The organism is Pseudomonas fakonensis, from assembly GCF_019139895.1.
Classification (GTDB): Bacteria; Pseudomonadota; Gammaproteobacteria; order Pseudomonadales; family Pseudomonadaceae; genus Aquipseudomonas; species Aquipseudomonas fakonensis.
This window is the reverse complement of the sequence record NZ_CP077076.1, coordinates 5,608,894-5,631,284: the sequence shown is the minus strand read 5'-3', so window position 1 is coordinate 5,631,284 and position 22,391 is coordinate 5,608,894. Positions and strand designations below refer to the sequence as shown.

Annotated in this window: 17 protein-coding genes and 1 riboswitch; of the genes, 10 read left to right on the top strand and 7 right to left on the bottom strand. The window is 66.1% G+C overall.

Annotated features, from left to right (window positions below; genetic code table 11):
- Window positions 1-15 precede the first annotated feature (15 nt).
- The 6 genes from pilH (at window position 16) to trhA (ending at window position 9,570) form a co-directional block, all read left to right on the top strand.
- On the top strand, window positions 16-381 hold the full coding sequence (gene pilH, locus KSS94_RS24815) for a response regulator (RefSeq protein WP_217840664.1): 366 nt from the start codon (window positions 16-18) through the stop codon (window positions 379-381).
- A complete protein-coding gene (locus KSS94_RS24810; RefSeq protein ID WP_217840663.1) occupies window positions 378-932 on the top strand; it encodes a chemotaxis protein CheW in 555 nt (184 codons plus the stop codon). The genes pilH and KSS94_RS24810 overlap by 4 nt, the downstream gene beginning before the upstream one ends.
- Window positions 933-980: 48 nt before the next feature.
- Window positions 981-3,002: a methyl-accepting chemotaxis protein gene (locus KSS94_RS24805; protein ID WP_217843662.1), complete on the top strand. Its 2,022-nt coding sequence runs from the start codon at window positions 981-983 to the stop codon at window positions 3,000-3,002.
- A 20-nt stretch (window positions 3,003-3,022) separates the two neighbouring features.
- Window positions 3,023-8,290: an Hpt domain-containing protein gene (locus KSS94_RS24800; RefSeq protein ID WP_217843661.1), complete on the top strand. Its 5,268-nt coding sequence runs from the start codon at window positions 3,023-3,025 to the stop codon at window positions 8,288-8,290.
- Complete coding sequence (locus KSS94_RS24795) at window positions 8,283-8,756, top strand: chemotaxis protein CheW (protein ID WP_217840662.1); 474 nt, start codon at window positions 8,283-8,285, stop codon at window positions 8,754-8,756. Before KSS94_RS24800 ends, KSS94_RS24795 begins: the two co-directional genes overlap by 8 nt.
- Before the next feature lie 196 nt (window positions 8,757-8,952).
- Window positions 8,953-9,570: a PAQR family membrane homeostasis protein TrhA gene (gene trhA, locus KSS94_RS24790; RefSeq protein ID WP_217840661.1), complete on the top strand. Its 618-nt coding sequence runs from the start codon at window positions 8,953-8,955 to the stop codon at window positions 9,568-9,570.
- On the opposite strand, the gene KSS94_RS24785 is transcribed toward trhA, so the two are convergent.
- The 3 genes from KSS94_RS24785 to KSS94_RS24775 all read right to left on the bottom strand — a co-directional run bounded on the left by KSS94_RS24785 (window position 9,567) and on the right by KSS94_RS24775 (window position 12,389).
- The gene (locus KSS94_RS24785; protein WP_217840660.1) at window positions 9,567-10,286 is read right to left on the bottom strand and encodes a 16S rRNA (uracil(1498)-N(3))-methyltransferase; all 720 of its coding nucleotides are present in this window, start codon (window positions 10,284-10,286) and stop codon (window positions 9,567-9,569) included. The genes trhA and KSS94_RS24785 overlap by 4 nt on opposite strands.
- Window positions 10,287-10,412: 126 nt before the next feature.
- Window positions 10,413-11,819, bottom strand: coding sequence for an adenosylmethionine--8-amino-7-oxononanoate transaminase (locus KSS94_RS24780; protein WP_217840659.1), 1,407 nt, complete (start codon window positions 11,817-11,819; stop codon window positions 10,413-10,415).
- A gap of 78 nt (window positions 11,820-11,897) precedes the next feature.
- A complete protein-coding gene (locus tag KSS94_RS24775; protein ID WP_217840658.1) occupies window positions 11,898-12,389 on the bottom strand; it encodes a hypothetical protein in 492 nt (163 codons plus the stop codon).
- A 205-nt stretch (window positions 12,390-12,594) separates the two neighbouring features.
- Here KSS94_RS24775 and KSS94_RS24770 point away from each other — a divergent pair, with 205 nt between their 5' ends.
- From KSS94_RS24770 to KSS94_RS24760, 3 genes are all read left to right on the top strand, one after another.
- Window positions 12,595-14,457, top strand: coding sequence for a flavin monoamine oxidase family protein (locus KSS94_RS24770; RefSeq protein WP_217840657.1), 1,863 nt, complete (start codon window positions 12,595-12,597; stop codon window positions 14,455-14,457).
- 237 nt (window positions 14,458-14,694) lie between these two features.
- The gene (locus KSS94_RS24765) at window positions 14,695-15,246 is read left to right on the top strand and encodes a cytochrome b (RefSeq protein WP_217840656.1); all 552 of its coding nucleotides are present in this window, start codon (window positions 14,695-14,697) and stop codon (window positions 15,244-15,246) included.
- Window positions 15,247-15,280: 34 nt separating this feature from the next.
- Window positions 15,281-15,859 carry a YceI family protein gene (locus KSS94_RS24760; RefSeq protein ID WP_217840655.1) on the top strand — a complete coding sequence of 193 codons (579 nt, stop codon included), beginning with the start codon at window positions 15,281-15,283 and terminating at the stop codon, window positions 15,857-15,859.
- A gap of 160 nt (window positions 15,860-16,019) precedes the next feature.
- On the opposite strand, the gene rhlE2 is transcribed toward KSS94_RS24760, so the two are convergent.
- From rhlE2 to ahcY, 4 genes are all read right to left on the bottom strand, one after another.
- Window positions 16,020-17,927: an RNA helicase RhlE2 gene (gene rhlE2 / locus KSS94_RS24755; protein ID WP_217840654.1), complete on the bottom strand. Its 1,908-nt coding sequence runs from the start codon at window positions 17,925-17,927 to the stop codon at window positions 16,020-16,022.
- Between the two features lie 223 nt (window positions 17,928-18,150).
- Window positions 18,151-18,930 carry a substrate-binding periplasmic protein gene (locus KSS94_RS24750; RefSeq protein ID WP_217840653.1) on the bottom strand — a complete coding sequence of 260 codons (780 nt, stop codon included), beginning with the start codon at window positions 18,928-18,930 and terminating at the stop codon, window positions 18,151-18,153.
- 275 nt (window positions 18,931-19,205) lie between these two features.
- Window positions 19,206-20,051 (bottom strand): methylenetetrahydrofolate reductase [NAD(P)H], encoded by an 846-nt coding sequence (gene metF, locus KSS94_RS24745; protein WP_217840652.1) that lies wholly within the window; start codon window positions 20,049-20,051, stop codon window positions 19,206-19,208.
- Between the two features lie 157 nt (window positions 20,052-20,208).
- Window positions 20,209-21,618, bottom strand: a complete 1,410-nt coding sequence (gene ahcY / locus KSS94_RS24740) for an adenosylhomocysteinase (RefSeq protein WP_217840651.1) — start codon at window positions 21,616-21,618, stop codon at window positions 20,209-20,211.
- 21 nt (window positions 21,619-21,639) lie between these two features.
- Window positions 21,640-21,735: riboswitch (S-adenosyl-L-homocysteine riboswitch) on the bottom strand.
- A gap of 180 nt (window positions 21,736-21,915) precedes the next feature.
- On the opposite strand from ahcY, the gene KSS94_RS24735 reads away from it, so the two are divergent.
- Window positions 21,916-22,317 carry an acyl-CoA thioesterase gene (locus KSS94_RS24735; RefSeq protein ID WP_012274534.1) on the top strand — a complete coding sequence of 134 codons (402 nt, stop codon included), beginning with the start codon at window positions 21,916-21,918 and terminating at the stop codon, window positions 22,315-22,317.
- The last annotated feature ends 74 nt before the right edge of the window (window positions 22,318-22,391 follow it).

Below are 22,391 nucleotides of genomic sequence, written 5' to 3'. Positions count from 1 at the left end.
TCATGGGGAAACAGCATGGCCCGAGTTCTGATTGTCGACGACTCGCCGACAGAGATGTACCGCTTGACCGAATGGCTGGAAAAGCACGGCCACCAGGTGCTCAAGGCCGACAACGGCGCCGACGGCGTGGCCCTGGCCCGGCAAGAGAAGCCCGACGCGGTGCTGATGGACATCGTCATGCCCGGCATGAACGGTTTCCAGGCCACCCGCCAGTTGAGCAAGGACCCTGAAACCAGCGCCATCCCGGTGGTGGTAGTCACCACCAAGGACCAGGAAACCGACCGTATCTGGGCCACCCGTCAGGGCGCCCGCGACTTTCTCACCAAACCGGTGGAAGAAGACGCCCTGATCGCCAAGCTCATCGAGGTGCTCGGCGCTTGACCACCCGCCCCCAGGGCGCGTCGCTGACCGCCTTCGAGCTGCTGCTGGACATCGACCGGCGTTGCCGCCTGCTGGTGGCCGACCAGCCGCTGCAGGACACCCGCCTGCAGCAGTGGAGCGGCATTGGTTTTCGCATTGCCGGGCAGTGGTTCGTCGCGCCCATGGGCGAGGTCGCCGAGGTGCTGCGCGAGCCGCGCAGCAGCCGGGTGCCTGGGGTGCAGCCCTGGGTGCGCGGGGTGGCCAACCTGCGCGGGCGGCTGCTGCCAGTGATGGACCTGTGTGCCTTTTTCGGGCTTGGCCCGGCCACGCCGGGCAAGCAGCGCCGGGTGCTGGTGCTGGACCATGAAGAACTGTTTGCCGGGTTGCTGGTGGACGAGGTGGTGGGCCTGCAGCACTTCGCCCTGAGCAGCCTCGAGCTGTCGCCGCCGCAACCATTGATTCGCGCCGCAGCGCCGTTCGTGCAGGGGCATTTCCCCCGTGAGCGCAACTGGGCGATTTTCAGCCCGTTCGCCCTGGCCCAGGCGCCGGGGTTTCTCGATGTGGCGTTGTAGAGGAATATCGCCGTGACCAAGCCGGGCCCTACCGTATCCCCCGCCGCCGTGGCCCAGCGCCCGCGCAGTACCGCGCAGATCACCGTGCTGTTCGTGGTGCTGATCCTGTCGATCGTGCTGCTGTTCGCCAACTTCGCCTACCTCAACACCCAGGCCAACCACGACAAGCAGTACATCGGCCACGCCGGCGAGCTGCGCGTGCTGTCGCAGCGCATCGCCAAGAACGCCACCGAGGCCGCCGCCGGCAAGGCCCTGGCGTTCCGCCAGCTGAGCGATGCGCGCAACGACTTCGAGCGGCGCTGGGACTACCTGCGCCATGGCGACAAGAGCACCGGCCTGCCCTCGGCGCCGGCAGCGGTGCGCGACGAAATGGACGCAGTGCGCCAGGACTGGGAAAACCTGCGCAAGAACACCGACACCATCCTTGGCAGCGAACAGACCGTGCTGTCGCTGCACCAGGTGGCGGCGACCCTGGCCGAAACCGTGCCGCAGTTGCAGGTCGAGTACGAAAAGGTGGTGGAAATCCTGCTGCAGAGCGGCGCCCCGGCCAGCCAGGTAGCCGTGGCCCAGCGCCAGTTGCTGCTGGCCGAGCGCATTCTGGGCTCGGTCAACACCGTGCTGTCCGGCGAAGACACCTCGGTGCAGGCCGCCGATACCTTCGGCCGCGACGCCAGCCGTTTCGGCCAGGTACTCGAAGGCATGCTGGCCGGCAACCCGGCCATCCAGGTAACCCGGGTCGAGGACGCCGATGCCCGCGCGCGGCTGGCCGAGATCGCCGAGCTGTTCCAGTTCGTCGCCGGCTCCGTGGACGAGATCCTCGAAACCTCGCCGGAGCTTTTGCGCGTGCGCGAGGCCGCCGGCAACATCTTCAGCCTGTCGCAAACCCTGCTCGACGAGGCCTCGCACCTGGCCAACGGCTTCGAGAACCTGGCCGGCGGGCGCACCCTCGACACCGTCGGTGGCTACGCCCTGGGCCTGTTGGCGCTGGCCTCGATCATCCTCATCGGCCTGGTGATGGTGCGCGCCACCCACCGCCAGCTGCGCGAGACCGCCGAAAAGAACGAACGCAACCAGCAGGCGATCATGCGCCTGCTGGATGAAATCGAAGAGCTGGCCGATGGCGATCTGACCGTCACCGTGTCGGTCACCGAGGACTTCACCGGGGCCATCGCCGATTCGATCAACTACTCGGTCGACCAGCTGCGCGACCTTGTGGCCACCATCAACCACAGCGCCGAGCAGGTGGCCGCAGCGGTGCAGGACACCCAGAACACTTCGCGCCAGCTGGCCAAGGCCTCCGAGCACCAGGCCGAGCAGATCAGCGAGGCCTCCGAAGCGGTGGGCGACATGGTCGAGTCCATCGACCGGGTGTCGGCCCACGCCTACGAGTCGGCCAAGGTGGCCGAGCGTTCGGTGGCCATCGCCAACAAGGGTAACGAGGTGGTGCACAACACCATCAACGGCATGAACAACATCCGCGAGCAGATCCAGGACACCGCCAAACGGATCAAGCGCCTGGGTGAGTCTTCGCAAGAAATCGGCGACATCGTCAGCCTGATCGACGACATTGCCGACCAGACCAACATCCTCGCCCTCAACGCGGCGATCCAGGCCTCGCTGGCTGGCGAGGCCGGGCGCGGTTTTGCCGTGGTCGCCGACGAGGTGCAGCGCCTGGCCGAGCGCTCGTCCTCGGCGACGCGGCAGATCGAAGCGCTGGTGCGCACCATCCAGGCCGACACCAACGAAGCAGTGATCTCCATGGAGCAGACCACCGCCGAAGTGGTGCGCGGTGCGCGCCTGGCCCAGGACGCCGGGGTGGCGCTGGCCGAAATCGAAGGCGTGTCGCAGACCCTGGCCGAACTGATCCACAGCATCTCCGACGCGGCCCAGTTGCAAACCTCCTCGGCCGGGCAGATTTCCCACACCATGGCGGTGATCCAGCAGATCACCGCGCAGACGTCCACCGGCTCCAGCGCCACCGCCGACAGCATTCGCCACCTGGCGCGCATGGCCAGCGAGATGCGCCGCTCGGTGTCCGGGTTCACCCTGCCCAAGGTCGAGCGCCCGTGAGCCAGCCCAGCATCACCGGCATGCGCCACGACACCGTGGCCCTGGCCTGGGCCAAGGCGCCCATGCTCGACTGCCTGGGCCAGGCGCGCCAGGCCCTGGAGCGCTTTGCCGGAGAAACCGGCGACCTGTCGCTGCTGGCGTTCGTGGTGGACAACCTGCACCAGGTGCACGGTTGCCTGCGCATGCTCGAGCTGCCCGGGGCCATGCGCCTGGCCGAAGAGCTGGAGCTGCTGGGCCAAGCCATGGCCGACGGCCAGGTGGCGCCGCGCGGCGACTGCCTGGGCGCGCTGTTCCGCGGCCTGGAGCAACTGCCGCCGTATCTTGACCGGCTACGCGGTGCACGCCACGACCTGCCGCTGGTGGTGCTGCCGCTGCTCAACCAGCTGCGCGCCTGTCGCGGCGCCGAACCCCTGGCGCAAGGCAGCCTGCTCGGCGAGTTGGGCCAGCGCCTGGCGGGCGCGGCCGACCTGGCCGACCTCGACCTGTCGCTGGGCAACTGGCGCGAGCACATGCAGGCCGGCCCCGGGCGCGATGCGCTGCGCTCGGTGGTGATGGCGCTGTGCGACGACCTGATGCGCATCAAGGAACGCCTGGACCCGTTCGTCGCTGGCGAGCAAACCCCGCGCGAGCCATTGGAGGCCTTGCTGGCGCCGCTGCGGCATGTGGCCGACACCCTGGCTGTGCTGGGTTTCCAGCAGCCACGGCGGGTGATCATCGACCAGGTGCTGGCATTGCAGGCGCTGGTGGAGCAGGGCGATGGCGTGGATGAAGCGGTGCTGATGGATGTGGCCGGGGCGCTGCTGTATGTCGAGGCGACCCTCAACGGCATGGTTGGCCCGCTGGAAGAAACCGAGCCCGGCAGCCTGCCCGGCGCCGATCTGGCCGATACCCGCCAGCTGGTGCTCAACGAATCGCTGAACGTGCTGCAGCAGGCCAAGGATTTGATCGGCGACTGCCTGGAGTCGGACTGGTCGCGCCAGCGCTTGCAAGCCCTGCCCGGGCTGCTGCAACAGGTGCGCGGGGCCTTGGCGATGCTGATGCTGCCGGCCGCCGCCGAGGTGTTCGCCGGCGCCGCCGGCTACGTGCAGGGCTGGCTGGGGCACCTTGAAGAGGAGCCGCTGCCCGATGAGCTGGCGCACCTGGCCGACGCCCTGTGCGCCATCGAAGCCTACTTGCAATGGCGGGTGGCCGACCCCTTGGCCGACGCGCAAGCGTTCATCGACATGGCCCATGCCGGCTTGTCGGCCCTAGGTGTGCATTGTCGGCACCCGGAAACCGCAGCCATTGCCGGCTTGGCGGTGGACGGCATCGATGACGAGCTGCGCGAAGTATTCCTCGAAGAGGCCGGCGAGCTGCTGCCGGAGATCGAGCGCCACTGGCTGCGCTGGCGCGCCGATAACAGCCTGCGCGATGCCCTGGTGGAGGTGCGCCGGGCCTTGCATACGCTCAAGGGCAGCGGGCGCATGGTGCATGCCCAGGCCGTGGCTGAACTGGCCTGGGGCGCCGAGCACCTGCTCAACCGTGTGCTCGAAGGGCGCATCGTGCTCAGCGCCGAAGGCTTGGTGGCCTTGCAGCAGGTGTTCGTGCGCCTGCCCGACCTGTTGGCCGACTTCGCCGCCGGCCTGGTGCCGGCCACGGCAGAAGTCGAGCAGCTGGCGGGCCACCTGCATGCCCTGGCGCTCAACGATGCCGCCCCAGCCGCCAGTATCGACGGGCTCGACCCGAACCTGCTGGAGATCTTCCGCAACGAAGCCCAGGGCCACCTGGCAGCGCTCGAAGCCTGGCTGCAGGCTGCCGACCCCCGGGGCGCGCCGGTCAGCGACGGCCTGCAGCGTGCCCTGCATACCCTCAAGGGCAGCGCGGCGATGGCCGGGGTGATGCCGGTGGCTGAGCTGGCCACCGCCCTCGACCGCCTGGTGCGCGAATACAAAGGCCATGAGCAGCCGCTGCTGCTGGTGGAAATCGAACTGCTGGAAGCGGCCCGGGCGTTGTTCCATTTGGGCCTGGCGCAACTGAACAGCACCCCGCTGGCGCCGATCCCGGGCGCCGCCGAGCTGATCGAGCAGGTCGGCCAGACTGTCGATGCACGCCTGGCGCAGCAGCAGGCCGATTCGCCGCAACCACGCCGCAACCGGCGCGACCCGCAGCTGATTGCCAGCTTCCTGGGCCGGGCCATGGACACCCTGCTCGATGCCGAAAACCTGCTCACCCACTGGCAGCAGCAGCCGGCCGCCCGCCAGGGGCTGGAAACCCTGCTCGACGACATGACCAGCCTCGGTCATGCCGCGCACCAGGCCGAGCTGTGGCAAGTGGATGAAATCTGCGAGGGCCTGTTGGACCTGTACGGTGCGGTGGAGGAGGGCAGCCTGCCGGCGAACCAGCGCTTCTTCGCCGTTGCCCGCGACGCCCATGAAACCCTGTTCGACCTGCTCGACGAAATTGCCGCAGGCCAGGACCTGAGCGCCCGCCCCGAGTGCCTGGCGGCGCTGCGCGGGGTGCTCGACGACGCGCTGGACCCGAGTGCGCTCGGGGTGGTCGGCGCGCAGGGGGTGCAAGCCTTGGCCAGCCCCGACCCGCTGCCGGCCCAGGCGGTGGTCGAGCTGTTCCTCGAAGAGGCCGCCGACATTCTTGAAAGCGCAGCCGACGCCTTGCGCCATTGGCAGCAGGAGCCCGACAGCGTCTCGGCGCTGTCGGCGCTGCAGCACGATGTGCAGACACTAAAAGGCGGTGCGCAGATGGCCGCCATCGGCGCGGTGGAAGTACTGGCCCAGGAACTGGCGCTGCTCTACGAGGGCTTGGTGGACCGCCGCCTGGGGGCCAGCGAGGCGCTGTTCACGCTGCTGTGGCACAGCCATGCAACCTTGGCCGACATGCTGCAAAGCCTGTGCGACGGCCAGGCACCGGTGTCGGCGGTGGCGCTGCTGGGTGAGCTGCGCGAGTTCCGCCACAGCGCACCGCCGCCCGCTGCGCCAGCTGCTCCGGAAGACGTGGAAGAGGCAGCAGGCGACAAGGAACTGCTGGAAGTCTTCCTCGAAGAAAGCTCGGACATCGTCGAGAGCGCCGCCGAGTCCCTGGCCCGCTGGCAGGCCGACCCGCGCAGCACGGTGGAGGTAGAGAACCTGCTGCGCGACTTGCACACCCTCAAGGGTGGTGCGCGCATGGTCGAGATCACTGCTATCGGTGACCTGGCCCACGAGCTGGAGTTTCTCTACGAGCTGCTGGCAGCCGGGCGCCTGCCGCCGACGCCGGCCCTGTTCAGCCTGCTGCAGAACTGCCACGACCGCCTGGCGCACATGCTCGACGCGGTGCGCATGGGCCAGCAACTGCACGCCGCCACCGCGCTGATCGACTACATTCGCAATTTCTCCAGCGCCGCCCTCACCGACAGCGCCGCCGGCCAGGCAGCGGTCGAGCCGGTAGCGCTGGAAGTGCCCGCCGCCGCGCCCGAGCGGGCGGGGGACATGGTCAAGGTGGATGCCGAGCTGCTCGACGACCTGGGCAACCTGGCCGGTGAGCACGCGGTGATTCGCGGGCGGATCGAGCAGCAGGTCAACGACGCGCAGTTTGCCCTGAACGAGATGGAAACCACCCTGGAGCGCATGCGCGACCAGTTGCTGCGCCTGGATATCGAAACCCAGGGGCGTATCTCCAGCCGCCAGCAGTTCGAAGGCGACGCATACGACGACTTCGACCCGCTGGAGATGGACCGCCATTCGCAGTTGCAGCAGCTGTCGCGGGCGCTGTTCGAGTCGGCCTCCGACCTGCTTGACCTGCGCGAAACACTGTTGCAGCGCTCCCAGGAAACCCACGGCCTGCTGCAGCAGCAGGCGCGGGTCAACAGCCAGTTGCAAGAAGGCCTGACCGCCACTCTTATGGTGCCCTTCGAGCGCCTGGTGCCGCGCCTGCAACGTGTGGTACGCCAGGTGGCCAGCGAGCTGGGCAAGCAGGTCGAACTGGTGGTCGGCAACGCCGAGGGCGAACTGGACCGCAGCGTGCTGGAGCGCATGGTGGCGCCCCTTGAGCACATGCTGCGTAACGCCGTCGACCACGGCCTGGAGTCGCGCGAGGCACGCCTGGCTGCCGGCAAGCCGGAGCTGGGCACCATTCACTTGAACCTGCTGCACGAAGGCGCCGACATCGTCATCGAAATGAGCGACGACGGTGCCGGGGTGCCGCTGGAGGCAGTGCGCAAAAAGGCCATCAAGCGCGGCCTGCTCGACCCGCAGGCGCAGTTGAGCGACCACGAGATCCTGCAGTTCATCTTGCGCCCGGGGTTTTCCACGGCCGAGAAGATCACCCAGATTTCCGGGCGCGGCCTGGGTATGGACGTGGTGCATGAAGAGGTCAAGCAGCTCGGCGGCTCGATGAGCATCGAGTCCAGCCCCGGGCGCGGTGCACGCTTTCTGATCCGCCTGCCGTTCACCGTGTCGATGAACCGGGCGCTGATGGTGCACCTGGGCGATGAGCAATACGCGATTCCGCTGAACACCATCGAAGGCATCGTGCGGGTGCCGCCGGCGGAGCTGGAGGCCTGCTACCGCCTCGACCCGCCACGCTACACCTACGCCGGGCACGACTATGCGCTGCGTTACCTGGGCGAACTGGTGCAGGGCAGCGGCCAGCCGGCCTTGCTGGGGCAGAGCGTGCCGCTACCGGTACTGCTGACCCATTCCCATGAGCAGTCGTTCGCCATCCAGGTCGACAGCCTGTCGCCCAGCCGCGAGATCGTGGTCAAGAGCCTGGGGCCGCAGTTCGCCGCGGTACCGGGGCTGTCCGGTGCGACCTTGCTCGGCGATGGCCGGGTGGTGCTGATCCTCGACCTGCTCGGCCAGTTGCGCGGCCAGCAGCGGCGCCTGGCACGCCTGCCGGGTGGTGGCGATGGCCAGCGCGCGCTGATCGGCCCGGTGCCGCGCCGGCCGTTGCTGGTGATGGTGGTGGACGACTCGGTGACCGTGCGCAAGGTCACCAGCCGTTTGCTCGAGCGCCACGGCATGAGCGTGCTGACCGCCAAGGACGGGGTCGACGCCATGGCCTTGCTCGAGGAGCACCGCCCCGACGTGCTGTTGCTGGACATCGAGATGCCGCGCATGGACGGCTTCGAGGTGGCCACGCGAATACGCCGCGACGAGCGGCTGAAAGGGCTGCCGATCATCATGATCACCTCGCGCACCGGGCAGAAGCATCGCGAGCGGGCCATGGCCATCGGCGTCAACGAATACCTGGGCAAGCCGTATCAGGAATCGGTCCTGCTGCAGAGCATCGCCCACTGGAGCCAGCAGCATGCTTGAACATATCGCCGGCCAGCGCAGCAGCCTGACCGGGCTGCTGCTGCCCTTGGGCGACCGCACCCTGGTACTGCCCAACGTGGCGGTGGCCGAGCTGATCGGCCAGCGCAGTGTGGCCTGTGAGGAGGGCGAGGTGGACTGGCACATGGGCTGGGTGGACTGGCGCCAGCAGCGCCTGCCGCTGATCGGCTTCGAGGCCGCCTGCGGCGGGCACACGCCCTGCGGCGAGCGGGCGCGGGTGGTGGTGCTCAATGCCCTGGGCGATACCGGGCTGCGCTACCTGGCGTTGCTGCTGCAGGGCATTCCGCGCTCGTGCAAGCTGGACAGCCAGCTCAACTATGTGGATGTGCCGCTGGCCACGCTGGAAATGGCGGCGGTGCAGGTGGGCGAGCAGGTGGCACGGGTACCGGACCTGGCCGGGCTGGAGCGGCTGGTGCGTGACGCGCAATTGCAACCTGGGCCGGGTTAGGCTGCTGCGACGCAGCCCCCTGTAGGAGCTGGCTTGCCAGCGATGAGGCCGGGACAGGCAGCATGAATACCGGATGGCACCGGCGGTGCCGGTGATCGCCGGCAAGCCGGCTCCTACAAGGGCCGCAGCGCTTTTGGAGCTGCAGTAAACCTGCTCCCGACAGGAACCCGACATACCTTCGGAGGTCTGTGCTTGCATGTACTACGGTGAACGCTTCAACGCCTGGACCCACCTGGTGGGCGCGGTACTGGCTTGTATCGGCGCGGTCTGGCTGATCGTCGTGGCGGGCTTGCAGGGCGACCCCTGGAAGATCGTCAGCTTCTCCATCTACGGCTTCACGCTGCTGTTGCTCTACAGCATCTCCACGCTTTACCACAGCACCCGTGGCCGGGCGAAACGGGTCATGCGCAAGCTCGACCACCTGTCGATCTACCTGCTGATCGCCGGCAGCTACACACCGTTCTGCCTGGTCAGCCTGCGCGGGCCCTGGGGCTGGAGCCTGTTCGGTGTGGTCTGGGGGCTGGCGCTGATCGGCATGCTGCAGGAGATCAAGCCGCGCTCGGAGGCGCGCATCCTGTCAATCATCATCTACGCAGTGATGGGCTGGATCGTGCTGGTGGCGGTCAAGCCGCTGCTGCACAGCCTGGGCGGCGCAGGGTTTGCCTGGCTGGCGGCCGGTGGTGCGTTCTACACCATCGGCATCATCTTCTTCGCGCTCGACAGCCGCCTGCGCCACGCCCACGGCATCTGGCACCTGTTCGTGATCGTCGGCAGCCTGATGCACTTCGTCGCGGTGTACTTCTACGTGCGTTAAAAATCACCCCACAACTGTTGCGCGACCGACAACGCCACCACCGGCGCGGTTTCGGTGCGCAGCACCCGTGGGCCCAGGCGTGCGGCATGGTAGCCGGCGGCCTTGGCCTGCTCCACCTCGGCGTCGCTCAGGCCGCCTTCGGGGCCGATCAGGAAGGCCAGGCGGGCAGGCTTTTCGTGGCTGGTCAGTGGCTCGGCGACCGGGTGCAGCACCAGCTTGAGGTCGGCCTCGGTGCTTTTGAGCCATTCGGCCAGGGTGACTGGCGGGTGGATGACCGGCAGGGTGGAGCGGCCGCACTGCTCACAGGCGCTGATCGCCACTTGGCGCCAGTGGGCCAGGCGCTTGTCGGCGCGCTCGTCTTTCAGGCGTACTTCGCAGCGTTCGCTGACGATCGGGGTGATTTGGTTGGCGCCCAGTTCGGTGGCCTTCTGAATCGCCCAGTCCATGCGCTCGCCGCGCGACAGGCCCTGGCCCAGGTGCACGTGCAAGGGCGAATCGGCCTGGCCGGGCAGGGCCTGGTCGAGCTGCACGCGCACGCTTTTCTTGCCCACCTCGAGCAGTTGGCCTAAGTATTCCTGGCCGCTGCCGTCGAACAGCTGCACGGCATCGCCTGCAGCCATGCGCAGCACGCGGCCGATGTAGTGGGCCTGGGCTTCGGGGAGCTCGTGCTCGCCGACAGAAAGGGGGGCGTCGATGAAGAAGCGGGACAGTCTCATGGTGTGCTCGGAATGTGGGTAGACATCGACCTTGTAGGAGCCGGCTTGCCGGCGATTGCGGCGGCACATTCACCATCGCAATCGCCGGCAAGCCGGCTCCTACAGGGGACTGGCGACTTTCCGGGCTTAGCCCGGGTCGCGGAAGTCGGGGTGGAAGTTGGCCGGTACGGCCACGCTGACGCTTTCGCGGGTGGCGATGTCGATGCCTTCGCTGGCCACTTCGGCGAGGAAGTCGATCTGCTCGGGGGTTATCACGTACGGCGGCAGGAAGTACACCACGCTGCCCAGCGGGCGCAGCAGGGCGCCGCGGGTCAAGGCGTGCTCGAAGACCTTAAGGCCACGGCGCTCCTGCCACGGGTAGGCAGTTTTGCTGGTTTTGTCCTTGACCATCTCGATGGCCAGGGCCATGCCGGTCTGGCGGATTTCGGCAACATGGGCGTGGTCGGCCAGGTGCGCGGTGGCGCTGGCCATGCGCGTGGCCAGGGCTTTGTTCTGCTCGATCACGTTGTCCTGCTCGAATATATCCAGCGTTGCCAGGGCTGCGGCACAGGCCAGCGGGTTGCCGGTGTAGCTGTGCGAGTGCAGGAAGGCGCGCAGGGTCGGGTAGTCGTCGTAGAACGCCTGGTACACCTTGTCGGTGGTCAGGCAGGCGGCCAGCGGCAGGTAGCCACCGGTCAGCGCCTTGGACAGGCACAGGAAGTCCGGGCGGATGCCGGCCTGTTCGCAGGCGAACATCGTGCCGGTGCGGCCGAAGCCCACGGCGATCTCGTCGTGGATCAGGTGCACGTCGTAGCGGTCGCAGGCCTCGCGCAGCAGCTTGAGGTACGCCGGGTGGTACATGCGCATGCCGCCGGCGCCCTGGATCAGCGGCTCGATGATCACCGCCGAGATCGTCTGGTGGTGCTCGGCCAGGGTCTGCTCCATGGCGGCGAACATGTTCCGCGAGTGCTCTTCCCAACCCATGCCTTCGGGGCGGTGGTAGCAGTCGGGGCTGGGCACCTTGATGGTGTCGAGCAGCAGGGCTTTGTAGGTTTCGGTGAACAGCGGCACATCGCCCACCGACATCGCGGCGATGGTTTCGCCGTGGTAGCTGTTGGTCAGGGTGACGAAGCGCTTTTTCTGTGGTTTGCCGGTGTTGTGCCAGTAGTGGAAGCTCATCTTCAGCGCGACTTCGATGCACGACGAGCCGTTGTCGGCATAGAACACCCGGTCAAGGCCCGCCGGAGTCATGGCTACCAGGCGCTCGGACAGCTCGATCACCGGCTGATGGCTGAAGCCTGCGAGGATCACATGTTCCAGCTGGTCGACCTGGTCCTTGATGCGCTGGTTGATGCGCGGGTTGGCATGGCCGAACACGTTGACCCACCAGGAGCTGACTGCGTCGAGGTAACGCTTGCCTTCGAAGTCCTCGAGCCACACGCCCTCGCCGCGGCGGATCGGGATCAGCGGCAGCTGCTCGTGGTCTTTCATCTGGGTGCAGGGGTGCCACAGGACCTTGAGGTCGCGTTGCATCCACTGATCGTTGAGGCCCATGGGCACTTCTCCTGGCACTACGGCTTGGTTTGACCGCGTAAGCCTAAGCAATGCCGCAGGGCAGGACAACCGCTGCTGTCAGTGGCGGCAGGTGCGCGTCCATGCCAGCTTGCGAATATGCACGGTGCCGGCCTGGGAGGTGGAGATGGTCAGGCGTCGGAACGGGCCGAACAACAGCTGGCTGTGGGGCTGGCTGGCGACCGGGCCCGGCAGGTGCTCGGTAAAGCCGCTGCCGGAGAGGGTGATCCAGTAGAAATTGCGCTGCGGCTCCAGGGGCAGCGTGTAGTTCAGCCCTTCGGTGTCGATCAGCATTTGTACGTCGTCGGGGTACTGGTCACTGACCACATAGAACTCCACCAGCAGCTGCTCGACCTCCTGCAGGAAGACGATCTCCACCTCGCAGTGCTCGCCAATGACCAGCTCGGTGCCTTCATCGCCCTTGAAGGCTGTGTGAAAGCCCGCCCACGCCGTGCCTTTGGCGCGGATGCTCAGGCCGCTGTCGGTGTGGTACGCCGTGCTGGCGGCAAGAAACTGCGGGGTGATGTGTTCGAAGCTTTCCTGATAGGTCATGGCAGGGCCTCTTTGCGGGCACTCTGGGTTCAGGCGCGAGCATGGCCTGTGGCCGTACATCCGGCTACTGACAAAAATGCCAGTTGCCAAGGGCACTTGTTGTCGCTGAGCTGGCGGGCCAGGTGGGCCTGACGTATTCTTAGCGCACCTTTTCCGGGGCGTTCCTCCCCTTTTATCTGCCTTTTCTGAACCGGAGTTTGCCGATATGGCTGCTGCTTGGGTGCGCCTGTGCGCGTTGGTATTGATTGGTGTGTCCAGCGCCGCGGCGCAGGCCGTGGACAAGACGCCGACGGCGATCGTCGTCGGCGGCGGCCTGGCAGGCCTGACCGCGGCCTACGAGCTGCAGGGCAAGGGCTGGCAGGTGACCCTGCTGGAAGCCAAGCCGGGTATCGGCGGGCGTTCGGGCCTGGCCACCAGCGAGTGGATCGGCAACGGCAAGACCCAGCCTGTGCTCAACCAGTACCTCGAGCGCTTCAAGCTCGGCACCCTGCCGGCGCCTGAGTTCGTGCGGACCCCGGGCTACCTGATCGACGGCGAATACTTCAGCGCCGCCGACCTGACCACCAAGCAGCCGGCCACGGCCGAGGCGCTCAAGCGCTACGAGAAGACCCTCGACGACCTCGCCCGTTCCATCGAAGACCCGCTCAACCCTGCGGCCAACAGCACCCTGTTCGCCCTTGACCAGATGAACGTGTCCACCTGGCTGGACAAGCTGCAACTGCCAGCCACTGCCCGCCAGCTGGTGAACCAGCAGATCCGCAGCCGTTACGACGAACCGTCGCGCCTGTCGCTGTTGTACTTCGCCCAGCAGAGCCGGGTGTACCGCAATGTCAGCGACCGTGACCTGCGCGCCGCGCGCCTGCCGGGCGGCAGCCCGGTGCTGGCCCAGGCGTTCGTCAAGCAGCTCAAGACCATCAAGACCAGCTCGCCGGTGACTGCCATCGTGCAGGACAAGGACGGCGTGACGGTCAAGGTCGGTGCTGTCGGCTACCAGGCAGATTACCTGGTAATGGCCGTGCCACTGCGGGCGCTGGCCAGGATCCAGATCACCCCAGGCCTGGACAACCAGCACCTGGCGGCGCTCAAGGGCACCAACTACGGCTGGCGTGACCAGCTGATGCTGAAGTTCAAGAACCCGGTGTGGGAGAGCCGCGCGCGCATGTCGGGCGAGATCTTCAGTAACACCGGCCTGGGCATGCTGTGGATCGAGCCGGCCCTCAAGGGTGGCGCCAACGTGGTGATCAACCTGTCTGGCGACAACGCCCGCCTGTTGCAGGCATTCGGTGACAAGCAGATGGTCGACCAGGTGCTGATCCGCCTGCACGCCTTCTACCCGCAGGCCCGTGGCGCCTTCACCGGCTACGAGGTGCGCCGTTACAGCACCGACGCCGGTACCGGCGGTGCCTATCTGGCCTACGGCCCAGGCCAGATCAGCAAATTCTGGCGCCTGTGGGAGCGCCCGGTGCAGCGTATCGCCTTTGCCGGCGAGCACACCGACGCACTGTACCCGGGCACCCTGGAAGGCGCCCTGCGCAGTGGCCAGCGCGCCGCCAGCCAAGTGCAGGACCTGGCCGCCGGCAAGTCCTTCGACCCGGCCAAGGCCACTGCGGTGGCGGGCGCCGCTGCAGCAGGTGCGGCAGGTGCCGCAGCCGCCAAGGACAAGGGCGGGTTCTTCTCCAACCTGTTCGGCGGCTCGTCCGACAAGGCGCCGGCCAAGGCAGAAGCGGCCAAGGCCGAGGCGCCGAAGCAGGACAAGCCGGGCTTCTTCTCGCGCCTGTTCGGGGGAGGTGACAAGCCAGAGGTGAAGCCCGCGCCTGAGGCCAAGGCTGAGCCGGTAGCGCCGGCCGCAGCTCCAGCACCGGCCCCTGCAGCGCCAGCTGCCGTGGCCCAGGAAGAGCCAGCCAAGCCAGCGCCTGCAAAGGCTGCTCCAGCCAAGCCGGCTGCACACAAGCCGGCTGCAAAGCCTGCGCACAAGCCTGCCGCCAAGGCAGCGCCGGTGAAAAAGGCCACCGCCAAAGGTGAGCCAGCGAAGAAGCCAGCGGCCAACAGCCAGGCCAAGGCCAACTGATACGGCCCTATCGCCGGCAAGCCGGCTCCTACAAGACCGCTGTAGGAGCCCGGCTTGCCGGCGATGCTTTTCAAGCGCTGACATCCTTTCTCAATACGTCTATCGTTAATGTTTCCTTAATAGGATGCGCCCACACTAAACATCGGATTTCTCGATAATCCGAAGCAATTTTTTCCGCTTTTCTTCGATACGTTACACGTTAGTCTGTGCACAGCTTTCACGGGGAAATACGCCAACATGCAACTGCGCAATTCATCTTCACGCTATGGCGTTGTCAGCATCGTCCTGCACTGGGGCGTGGCGCTGGCGGTTTTCGGCTTGTTCGGCCTGGGCCTGTGGATGGTTGGCCTGGATTACTACAGCCCATGGCGCAAGTCCGGCCCCGACCTGCACAAGAGTATCGGCCTGGTGTTGCTGGCGGTGATGGTGCTGCGGGTACTCTGGCGTTTCGTCAGCCCGCCGCCACCGGCACCGGCCAACCACGGCCCGCTTACCCGGGTGGCCGCCAAGCTTGGGCACCTGGCACTGTATGCAGGTTTGTTCGCGGTCATGGCCGCGGGCTACCTGATTTCCACCGCCGACGGCGTGGGCATTCCGGTATTCGGCCTGTTCGAGGTGCCGGCGCTTATCAGCGACCTGCCTGACCAGGCCGACACCGCCGGGGTGATCCACCTGTGGCTGGCCTGGGGCCTGGTGATCTTTGCCGCGTTGCACGGCCTGGCCGCGCTCAAGCACCATTTCATCGACCGTGACGCGACCCTCACCCGCATGCTGGGCCGCAAAGCTTGACTCTCAACCTCAATTGCAAAGGAAGGAAGTAAGGATGTTGAAAAAGACTTTTGCCGCCCTGGCGCTCGGTACCGCTCTGTTCACCGCCGGCCAGGCCATGGCCGCCGAGTACAAGATCGACAAGGAAGGCCAGCACGCGTTCGTCGACTGGAAGATCAGCCACCTGGGCTACAGCTTCATCCACGGCACTTTCAAGGATTTCGACGGCAACTTCAGCTGGGACAGCGCCAAGCCTGAAGCCAGCAAGATCAGCGTCGACCTGAAAACCGCCAGCCTGTGGTCCAACCACGCCGAGCGTGACAAGCACATCGCCAGCGCCGACTTCCTCGACGTGAAGAAGTACCCGGACGCCAAGTTCGTCTCCACCGCCGTCAAGTCGACTGGCGAGAAGACTGCCGACGTGACCGGCGACCTGACCCTGCACGGCGTGACCAAGCCGGTCACCTTCAAGGCTGTGTTCAACGGCGAAGGCAAGGACCCATGGGGCGGCGAGCGTGCAGGCTTCAACGCCAAGACCACGCTGAACCTGAATGACTTCGGCATCAAGGGCCCAGGCCCGACTTCGCAGACCCTCGACCTGGACATCAGCGTCGAAGGCGTGAAGCAGAAGTAATTCTGCCGCTCAAAGCAAAAACGCCGCCCAATGGGCGGCGTTTTTTTTGGCCTTGTAGGAGCCGGCTTGCCGGCGATAGGGCCATCAGCGACAACCTCAAATGCGGGGTTGCCTGTGCTGGCCTCATCGCCGGCAAGCCGGCTCCTACAGGGGGCGCTGCTTAGCCCTTGCGGGTCAGCAGGGCCGGGCGTTCACCGCGTGGGCGGCTTGGCAGGTCGTCCAGTTGCTCGGGCGTCGGGTAACGGTCGAGCTTGGATTCCTTGCGGATGATCACCGGTGCCGGCTGCGAGTCGCGCGGGTTGCGCACGGCAGGCTCCTGGCGGGCGGTGTCGTCACGGCGATTGCGGCCAGCGTTGTTGTCGCGGCGCGCGCCGCCACCGTTGCTGCCACCGCCATTGCGGGCGCGTTTCTCGCCGGACCCCTGACGCTGCTGGCCGCCGTTGCCACGGCCCTGGCCTTGACCCTGGCCACCACCGCTGCGTTGGCCTTGGGCCTGGCCCTGGCCGCCATTGCCACCATTACCGCCCGGGCGGCGATTACGGCCGTTCTTGGCATTCTGGTAGGGGCTGACGTAGTCGGCGCGGTTACCGAAGTTATCCACGTCGTCGTCGAGGAACTCTTCCGGGTCACGGTTGGCTGCAGGCTTTGGAATGGCACTCTGGCCCTGTGCGGCCTGCTGCTGGCGCGGCTTCTTGTCACGCGGCTTGCGCTGCTGGCCTTGCTGCTGCTTGTTGTCGCCGGACTTCTCCTTGTCGGCAGGCTTTTCGGCCGCAGGCTTGCTCTTGCCTTTGTCCTTGCCCTTGTCCTTGCGACCGCCGCTGCCGTCTTTGCTGCCTTCGCCGCGGGCCTGCTGGTTGCGACCGCCACGGCCGTTGTTCTGCGGGCGCTCGCGCACTTCTGGCTTTTCTGCCTCGACTTGCGATGCGTCAAAGCCCATCAGGTCGCCATCAGGGATGCGCTGCTTGGTGACCCGCTCGATGCTCTTGAGCAGCTTTTCTTCGTCCGGAGCCACCAGCGAGATGGCCTCGCCCGAGCGGCCGGCACGGCCGGTACGGCCGATGCGGTGCACGTAGTCTTCCTCGACGTTGGGCAGCTCGAAGTTGACCACGTGGGGCAACTGGTCGATGTCCAGGCCGCGGGCGGCGATGTCGGTGGCCACCAGCACGCGCACGCTGTTGGCCTTGAAGTCGGCCAGCGCCTTGGTGCGGGCGTTCTGGCTCTTGTTGCCGTGGATCGCGGCAGCGGTCAGGCCGTGTTTTTCGAGGTACTCGGCCAGGCGGTTGGCGCCGTGCTTGGTGCGGGTGAACACCAGCACCTGTTCCCAGGCACCCATGGTGATCAGGTGCGCCAGCAGTGCGCGCTTGTGGCTGGCCGGCAGGCGGAACACGCGCTGCTCGATACGCTCGACGGTGGTGTTCGGCGGCGTGACCTCGATGCGCTCGGGGTTGTGCAGCAGCTTGTCGGCGAGGTCGGTGATGTCTTTGGAGAAGGTGGCCGAGAACAGCAGGTTCTGGCGCTTGGCCGGCAGGCGGGCCAGGACTTTCTTCACGTCATGGATGAAGCCCATGTCGAGCATGCGGTCGGCTTCGTCCAGCACCAGGATCTCGACCTTGGACAGGTCGACGCTGCCTTGGCCGGCGAGGTCGAGCAGGCGGCCCGGGCAGGCGACCAGCACGTCGACACCCTTGGCCATGGCCTGCACCTGCGGGTTCATGCCAACACCGCCGAAAATGCAGGCGCTGATGAAGTTCAGGTCGCGGGCGTAAACCTTGAAGCTGTCGTGCACCTGGGCGGCCAGCTCGCGGGTGGGGGTGAGCACCAGCACGCGGGGTTGGCGCGGGCCGTGGCGCTGCGATTTGTCAGGGTGGCCGCCGGGGAACAGGCGCTCGAGAATCGGCAGTGCGAAACCGCCGGTCTTACCAGTACCTGTCTGGGCGGCAACCATCAGGTCGCGGCCTTGCAACACGGCGGGAATAGCCCGCTGTTGCACCGGAGTGGGCTGGGTATAGCCCGCAGCCTCGATAGCGCGGACAAGAGCCTCGGAGAGACCGAGGGAAGCAAAGGACATGGGCGATCCTGTTCTCGTGAGGGCTGGGCCCTATGGGGGTGTTCTGCCTGGCGCGACGGGCATCGGAGGGATGCGATCGCGTCCGGTCCAGCTGGGCGGTCACGGCGCATCCGGAAGGCGGCGGGCGGGCACTGAGCGTGTGCTGCCGCGGGTCTGGAAGGCTGTGGCGAGGCCGAGCGTCCGGGCGTGAGCCGGGCGGGAAGGCCCGAGTATAACAGAGCAATCAGCGTGTGCTGCGTTCCTGCTGCTCAACGGCGAAAGGAAAATCATCCGCGCCGTCGTAGCGGGCCTGGATGGCGGCATAGGCCGGCTCCTGGCGAAAGCGCTGCAACTCCTCGGAAAATGCGCGGGCCAAGGCTTCGCGCCCAGGTTTGCGGGCTAGCCCCAGGTACTGCTGCTGGCGGCTGACCACCAGTGGCAGCTCCTCGATGCTCTGCCCCAGCCCCAGTTGCCGGCGCAAGAAGCGGCCCACCCGGCGGTCGGTCAGCAGCAGGTCGATACGCCCCAGTGCCAGCTTGCCGAAATTGGCTTCATGGCTGGGCGCAGGCTCGCGGCGAAACAGCGGCGATTCATTGAACGCCCCGCCGTAGGTGTAGCCCGGCGAGGTGCCGATGGTCAGGCCGGCCAGGTCCTCCAGGCGTTCGACCCGATGGCGGCGGGCGCTGGCCTGGTACAGGACGAACTCCACCTCGGACATGGGCTCGTCCGGATAGACCAGAAAACCCTCGCGGGCCTCGACCTTGAAGATATCCAGCACGCCATCGGCCAAACCCTGCTGGACCATCGCCAGGCAGCGCTTCCACGGCATGAAATCCCACTGCACCTCGACACCCAGGCGATTGAATACCGCGTTGGCCACTTCGTAGTCGACGCCCTTGGGTTGACCGTTTTCCAGGTAAAGGTAGGGCGCCCATTCGTCACTCACCAGGCGCAGGCGTTCGGCCTGGGCCAACGGGCTCAGGCAGGTCAGCAACAGGATCAGGAGCAGGCGGACTAGGGGCATGGGGCGAGAGTACCCGCTTGGCTGGGCGCCAGCCAGTGAAGACGGGCTTGAGTTGTGAACACCGGCGCGGGTGAACTTGCAAGCAGGGGCGTGTAACGGCCGAATCGAGCGCCGTGCCTGTGCCGGCCTCATCGCCGGCAAGCCGGCTCCTACAGGTACAGCGCAAGCCTGAAGCTGTCTGGCGGCTTTAGCCGGTGCCATGCGTTGCGAAATTGGGCTGCACAAACAAAAAGGGCCTTGGTCGCTGAACCAAGGCCCTCGAAGGTGCGCAGCGCTCAGCGCGGCAGCTTCAGGTTGTTCCAGATCGCCAGGCTCGGCTCGGCCTGGTTCAGGGTGTAGAAGTGCAGGCCCGGTGCGCCGCCTTGCAGCAGTTGTTCGCACATGCGGGTGATCACTTCTTCACCGAAGGCCTGGATACTGGCGGTATCGTCGGCATAGGCTTCCAGCTGCTTGCGGATCCAGCGCGGAATCTCGGCGCCGCAGGCGTCGGAGAAGCGCGCCAGCTTGCTGTAGTTGGTGATCGGCATGATGCCCGGCACCACCGGGATGTCCACGCCCAGCTTCTGCGCGCGCTCGACGAAGTAGAAGTAGCTGTCGGCGTTGAAGAAGTACTGGGTGATGGCGCTGTCGGCACCGGCCTTGACCTTGTGCGCGAAGTTGGCCAGGTCCGCTTCGAAGTTGCGCGCCTGGGGGTGCATCTCGGGGTAGGCGGCGACTTCCAGGTGGAAGTGGTCGGCGGTTTCCTGGCGGATGAACTCGACCAGGTCGCTGGCGTAGCGCAGCTCGCCGCTGGCCATGCCCATGCCCGACGGCAGGTCGCCGCGCAGGGCGACGATGCGCTTGATACCGGCGGCCTTGTACTCGGCCAGCAGGGCGCGCAGTTCGGCCTTGGTGTCGCCGACGCAGGACAGGTGCGGGGCGGCTGGCACCTTCACTTCGTTTTCCAGCTGCAGCACGGTGTTCAGGGTGCGGTCGCGGGTCGAGCCGCCGGCACCGTAGGTGCAGGAGAAGAAGTCCGGGTTGTAGCTGGCCAGCTGGCGGGCGACGCCCATCAGTTTTTCGTGGCCGGCGTCGGTCTTGGTGGGGAAGAACTCGAAACTGTAGCGGCGTTCTTGTGACATCACTCGTTCCTCAAGCAGCAAGCGGCGAGCTACAAGCTGCAAGTAAAAGCCAGATCGGTGAAGGCCGATCTGGCTTGGCATCGTTCAAGATCGTGGTGCTTGAGCTGCAAGTAGCAATCACGTGGACTGCTTGTTCTTGCAGCTCAAAGCTTGCCGCTTAGTAGCGGTAGGCGTGCGGCTTGAACGGGCCTTCGACGGTCACGCCGATGTAGTCGGCCTGCTGCTTGGTCAGCTTGGTGACCACGCCACCGAAGCCGCGGACCATTTCCAGGGCCACTTCTTCGTCGAGCTTCTTCGGCAGTACTTCAACGGTCAGACGCTCGGCTTTCTTCTCGGCCGACAGGTCGGCGTACTTCTGCTCGAACAGGAAGATCTGCGCCAGCACCTGGTTGGCGAACGAGCCGTCCATGATGCGGCTTGGGTGGCCAGTGGCGTTGCCCAGGTTCACCAGGCGGCCTTCGGCCAGCAGGATCAGGTAGTCGTCGTTCTGCGGGTCGAACTCGCCAGCGCCGGTACGGTGGATCTTGTGTACCTGCGGCTTGACCTCTTCCCATGCCCAGTTCTTGCGCATGAAAGCGGTGTCGATTTCGTTGTCGAAGTGGCCGATGTTGCACACCACGGCGCGCTTTTTCAGGGCCTTGAGCATGTTGGCGTCGCAGACATTGACGTTACCGGTGGTGGTGACGATCAGGTCGACTTTGCCCAGCAGGGCCTTGTCGATGCTTGCCTCGGTGCCGTCGTTGACGCCGTCGATGAACGGCGAGACCAGCTCGAAGCCGTCCATGCAGGCCTGCATGGCGCAGATCGGGTCGACTTCGGTGACCTTGACGATCATGCCTTCCTGACGCAGCGACTGGGCCGAGCCCTTGCCCACGTCACCGTAGCCGATCACCAGGGCCTGCTTGCCCGACAGCAGGTGGTCGGTACCGCGCTTGATGGCGTCGTTCAGGCTGTGACGGCAGCCGTACTTGTTGTCGTTCTTGCTCTTGGTGACCGAATCGTTGACGTTGATCGCCGGGACTTTCAGCTCGCCCTTGGCCAGCATGTCCAGCAGGCGGTGCACGCCGGTGGTGGTTTCTTCGGTCACGCCGTGCACGCGGTCCAGTACCTGCGGGTACTTCTTGTGCAGCAGCTCGGTCAGGTCACCGCCGTCGTCGAGGATCATGTTGGCGTCCCATGGCTGGCCATCTTTGAGGATGGTCTGCTCCAGGCACCACTCGTACTCTTCTTCGGTTTCGCCTTTCCAGGCGAACACCGGGATGCCGGCAGCGGCGATCGAAGCTGCGGCCTGGTCTTGAGTCGAGAAGATGTTGCAGGACGACCAGCGCACTTCGGCACCCAGGGCAACCAGGGTTTCGATCAGCACGGCAGTCTGGATGGTCATGTGGATGCAGCCCAGGATCTTCGCACCCTTGAGCGGCTGCTCGGTCAGGTACTTGCGACGCAGGCCCATCAGTGCAGGCATTTCCGATTCGGCGATGATGGTTTCGCGACGACCCCAGGCGGCCAGGGAGATGTCAGCGACTTTGAAGTCGGTAAAACCGGCAGGCGTGTTTACAGCGCTCATGAAGAGCCTCCATTCGTAGTGTGCGAATGGGCGCCGTTGTGCGTTGAGCGTCCGCGTGGCGGACAACGCCCCGACCGAGCCTGACAGGACGAACCTGCTGCAGCGCCCCTCGGCCGGGTGGCGGGAGGGTTGCCGCTGTGGGCCACCCTTGGAAACGGCAGGGATTATAGCCGCGGCTGTGTGACAGGCCAAAGGCTTTCTGTCGATTAATCGAGACGATAGTCGATGCTCAATGGAACAGTGACCCGCCGGTCTGCCATCATTACCGCACGTCTAACACGCAGGTCAGGAGTACAGATGAACTTTCACACCCGCAAGTGGGTAAAACCCGAAGACCTCAACCCCAACGGCACGCTGTTCGGCGGCAGCCTGCTGCGCTGGATCGACGAAGAAGCGGCGATCTACGCCATCGTCCAGCTGGGCAACCAGCGCGTGGTGACCAAGTACATGTCGGAGATCAACTTCGTCAGCGCCTCGCGCCAGGGCGACATCATCGAGCTGGGCATCACCGCCACCGAGTTCGGCCGCACCTCCATCACCCTCAAGTGCGAAGTGCGCAACAAGATCACCCGCAAGAGCATCCTCACCGTCGACAAGATGGTGTTCGTCAACCTGGGTGAAGATGGCTTGCCAGCGGCCCACGGGCGTACCGAGATCAAGTACGTGCAGGACCAGTTCCCGGATTCTGCGGTCGAGTAGGTGCCGGAAAAGCATCGCCGGCAAGCCGGCTCCTACAGGAGCGCGCGTTCCCCTGTAGGAGCCGGCTTGCCGGC

Bases quoted from the DNA above. Each gene is read 5' to 3' on its own strand.
- KSS94_RS24800 (WP_217843661.1), top strand. From the start codon at position 3,023: ATGCGCCACGACACCGTGGCCCTGGCCTGGGCCAAGGCGCCCATGCTC.
- pilH (WP_217840664.1), top strand. From the start codon at position 16: ATGGCCCGAGTTCTGATTGTCGACGACTCGCCGACAGAGATGTACCGC.
- ahcY (WP_217840651.1), bottom strand. From the start codon at position 21,618: ATGAGCGCTGTAAACACGCCTGCCGGTTTTACCGACTTCAAAGTCGCT.
- KSS94_RS24770 (WP_217840657.1), top strand. From the start codon at position 12,595: ATGGCTGCTGCTTGGGTGCGCCTGTGCGCGTTGGTATTGATTGGTGTG.
- KSS94_RS24750 (WP_217840653.1), bottom strand. From the start codon at position 18,930: ATGCCCCTAGTCCGCCTGCTCCTGATCCTGTTGCTGACCTGCCTGAGC.
- metF (WP_217840652.1), bottom strand. From the start codon at position 20,051: ATGTCACAAGAACGCCGCTACAGTTTCGAGTTCTTCCCCACCAAGACC.
- KSS94_RS24780 (WP_217840659.1), bottom strand. From the start codon at position 11,819: ATGGGCCTCAACGATCAGTGGATGCAACGCGACCTCAAGGTCCTGTGG.
- KSS94_RS24775 (WP_217840658.1), bottom strand. From the start codon at position 12,389: ATGACCTATCAGGAAAGCTTCGAACACATCACCCCGCAGTTTCTTGCC.
- KSS94_RS24760 (WP_217840655.1), top strand. From the start codon at position 15,281: ATGTTGAAAAAGACTTTTGCCGCCCTGGCGCTCGGTACCGCTCTGTTC.
- KSS94_RS24795 (WP_217840662.1), top strand. From the start codon at position 8,283: ATGCTTGAACATATCGCCGGCCAGCGCAGCAGCCTGACCGGGCTGCTG.
- KSS94_RS24785 (WP_217840660.1), bottom strand. From the start codon at position 10,286: ATGAGACTGTCCCGCTTCTTCATCGACGCCCCCCTTTCTGTCGGCGAG.
- trhA (WP_217840661.1), top strand. From the start codon at position 8,953: ATGTACTACGGTGAACGCTTCAACGCCTGGACCCACCTGGTGGGCGCG.
- rhlE2 (WP_217840654.1), bottom strand. From the start codon at position 17,927: ATGTCCTTTGCTTCCCTCGGTCTCTCCGAGGCTCTTGTCCGCGCTATC.
- KSS94_RS24765 (WP_217840656.1), top strand. From the start codon at position 14,695: ATGCAACTGCGCAATTCATCTTCACGCTATGGCGTTGTCAGCATCGTC.
- KSS94_RS24735 (WP_012274534.1), top strand. From the start codon at position 21,916: ATGAACTTTCACACCCGCAAGTGGGTAAAACCCGAAGACCTCAACCCC.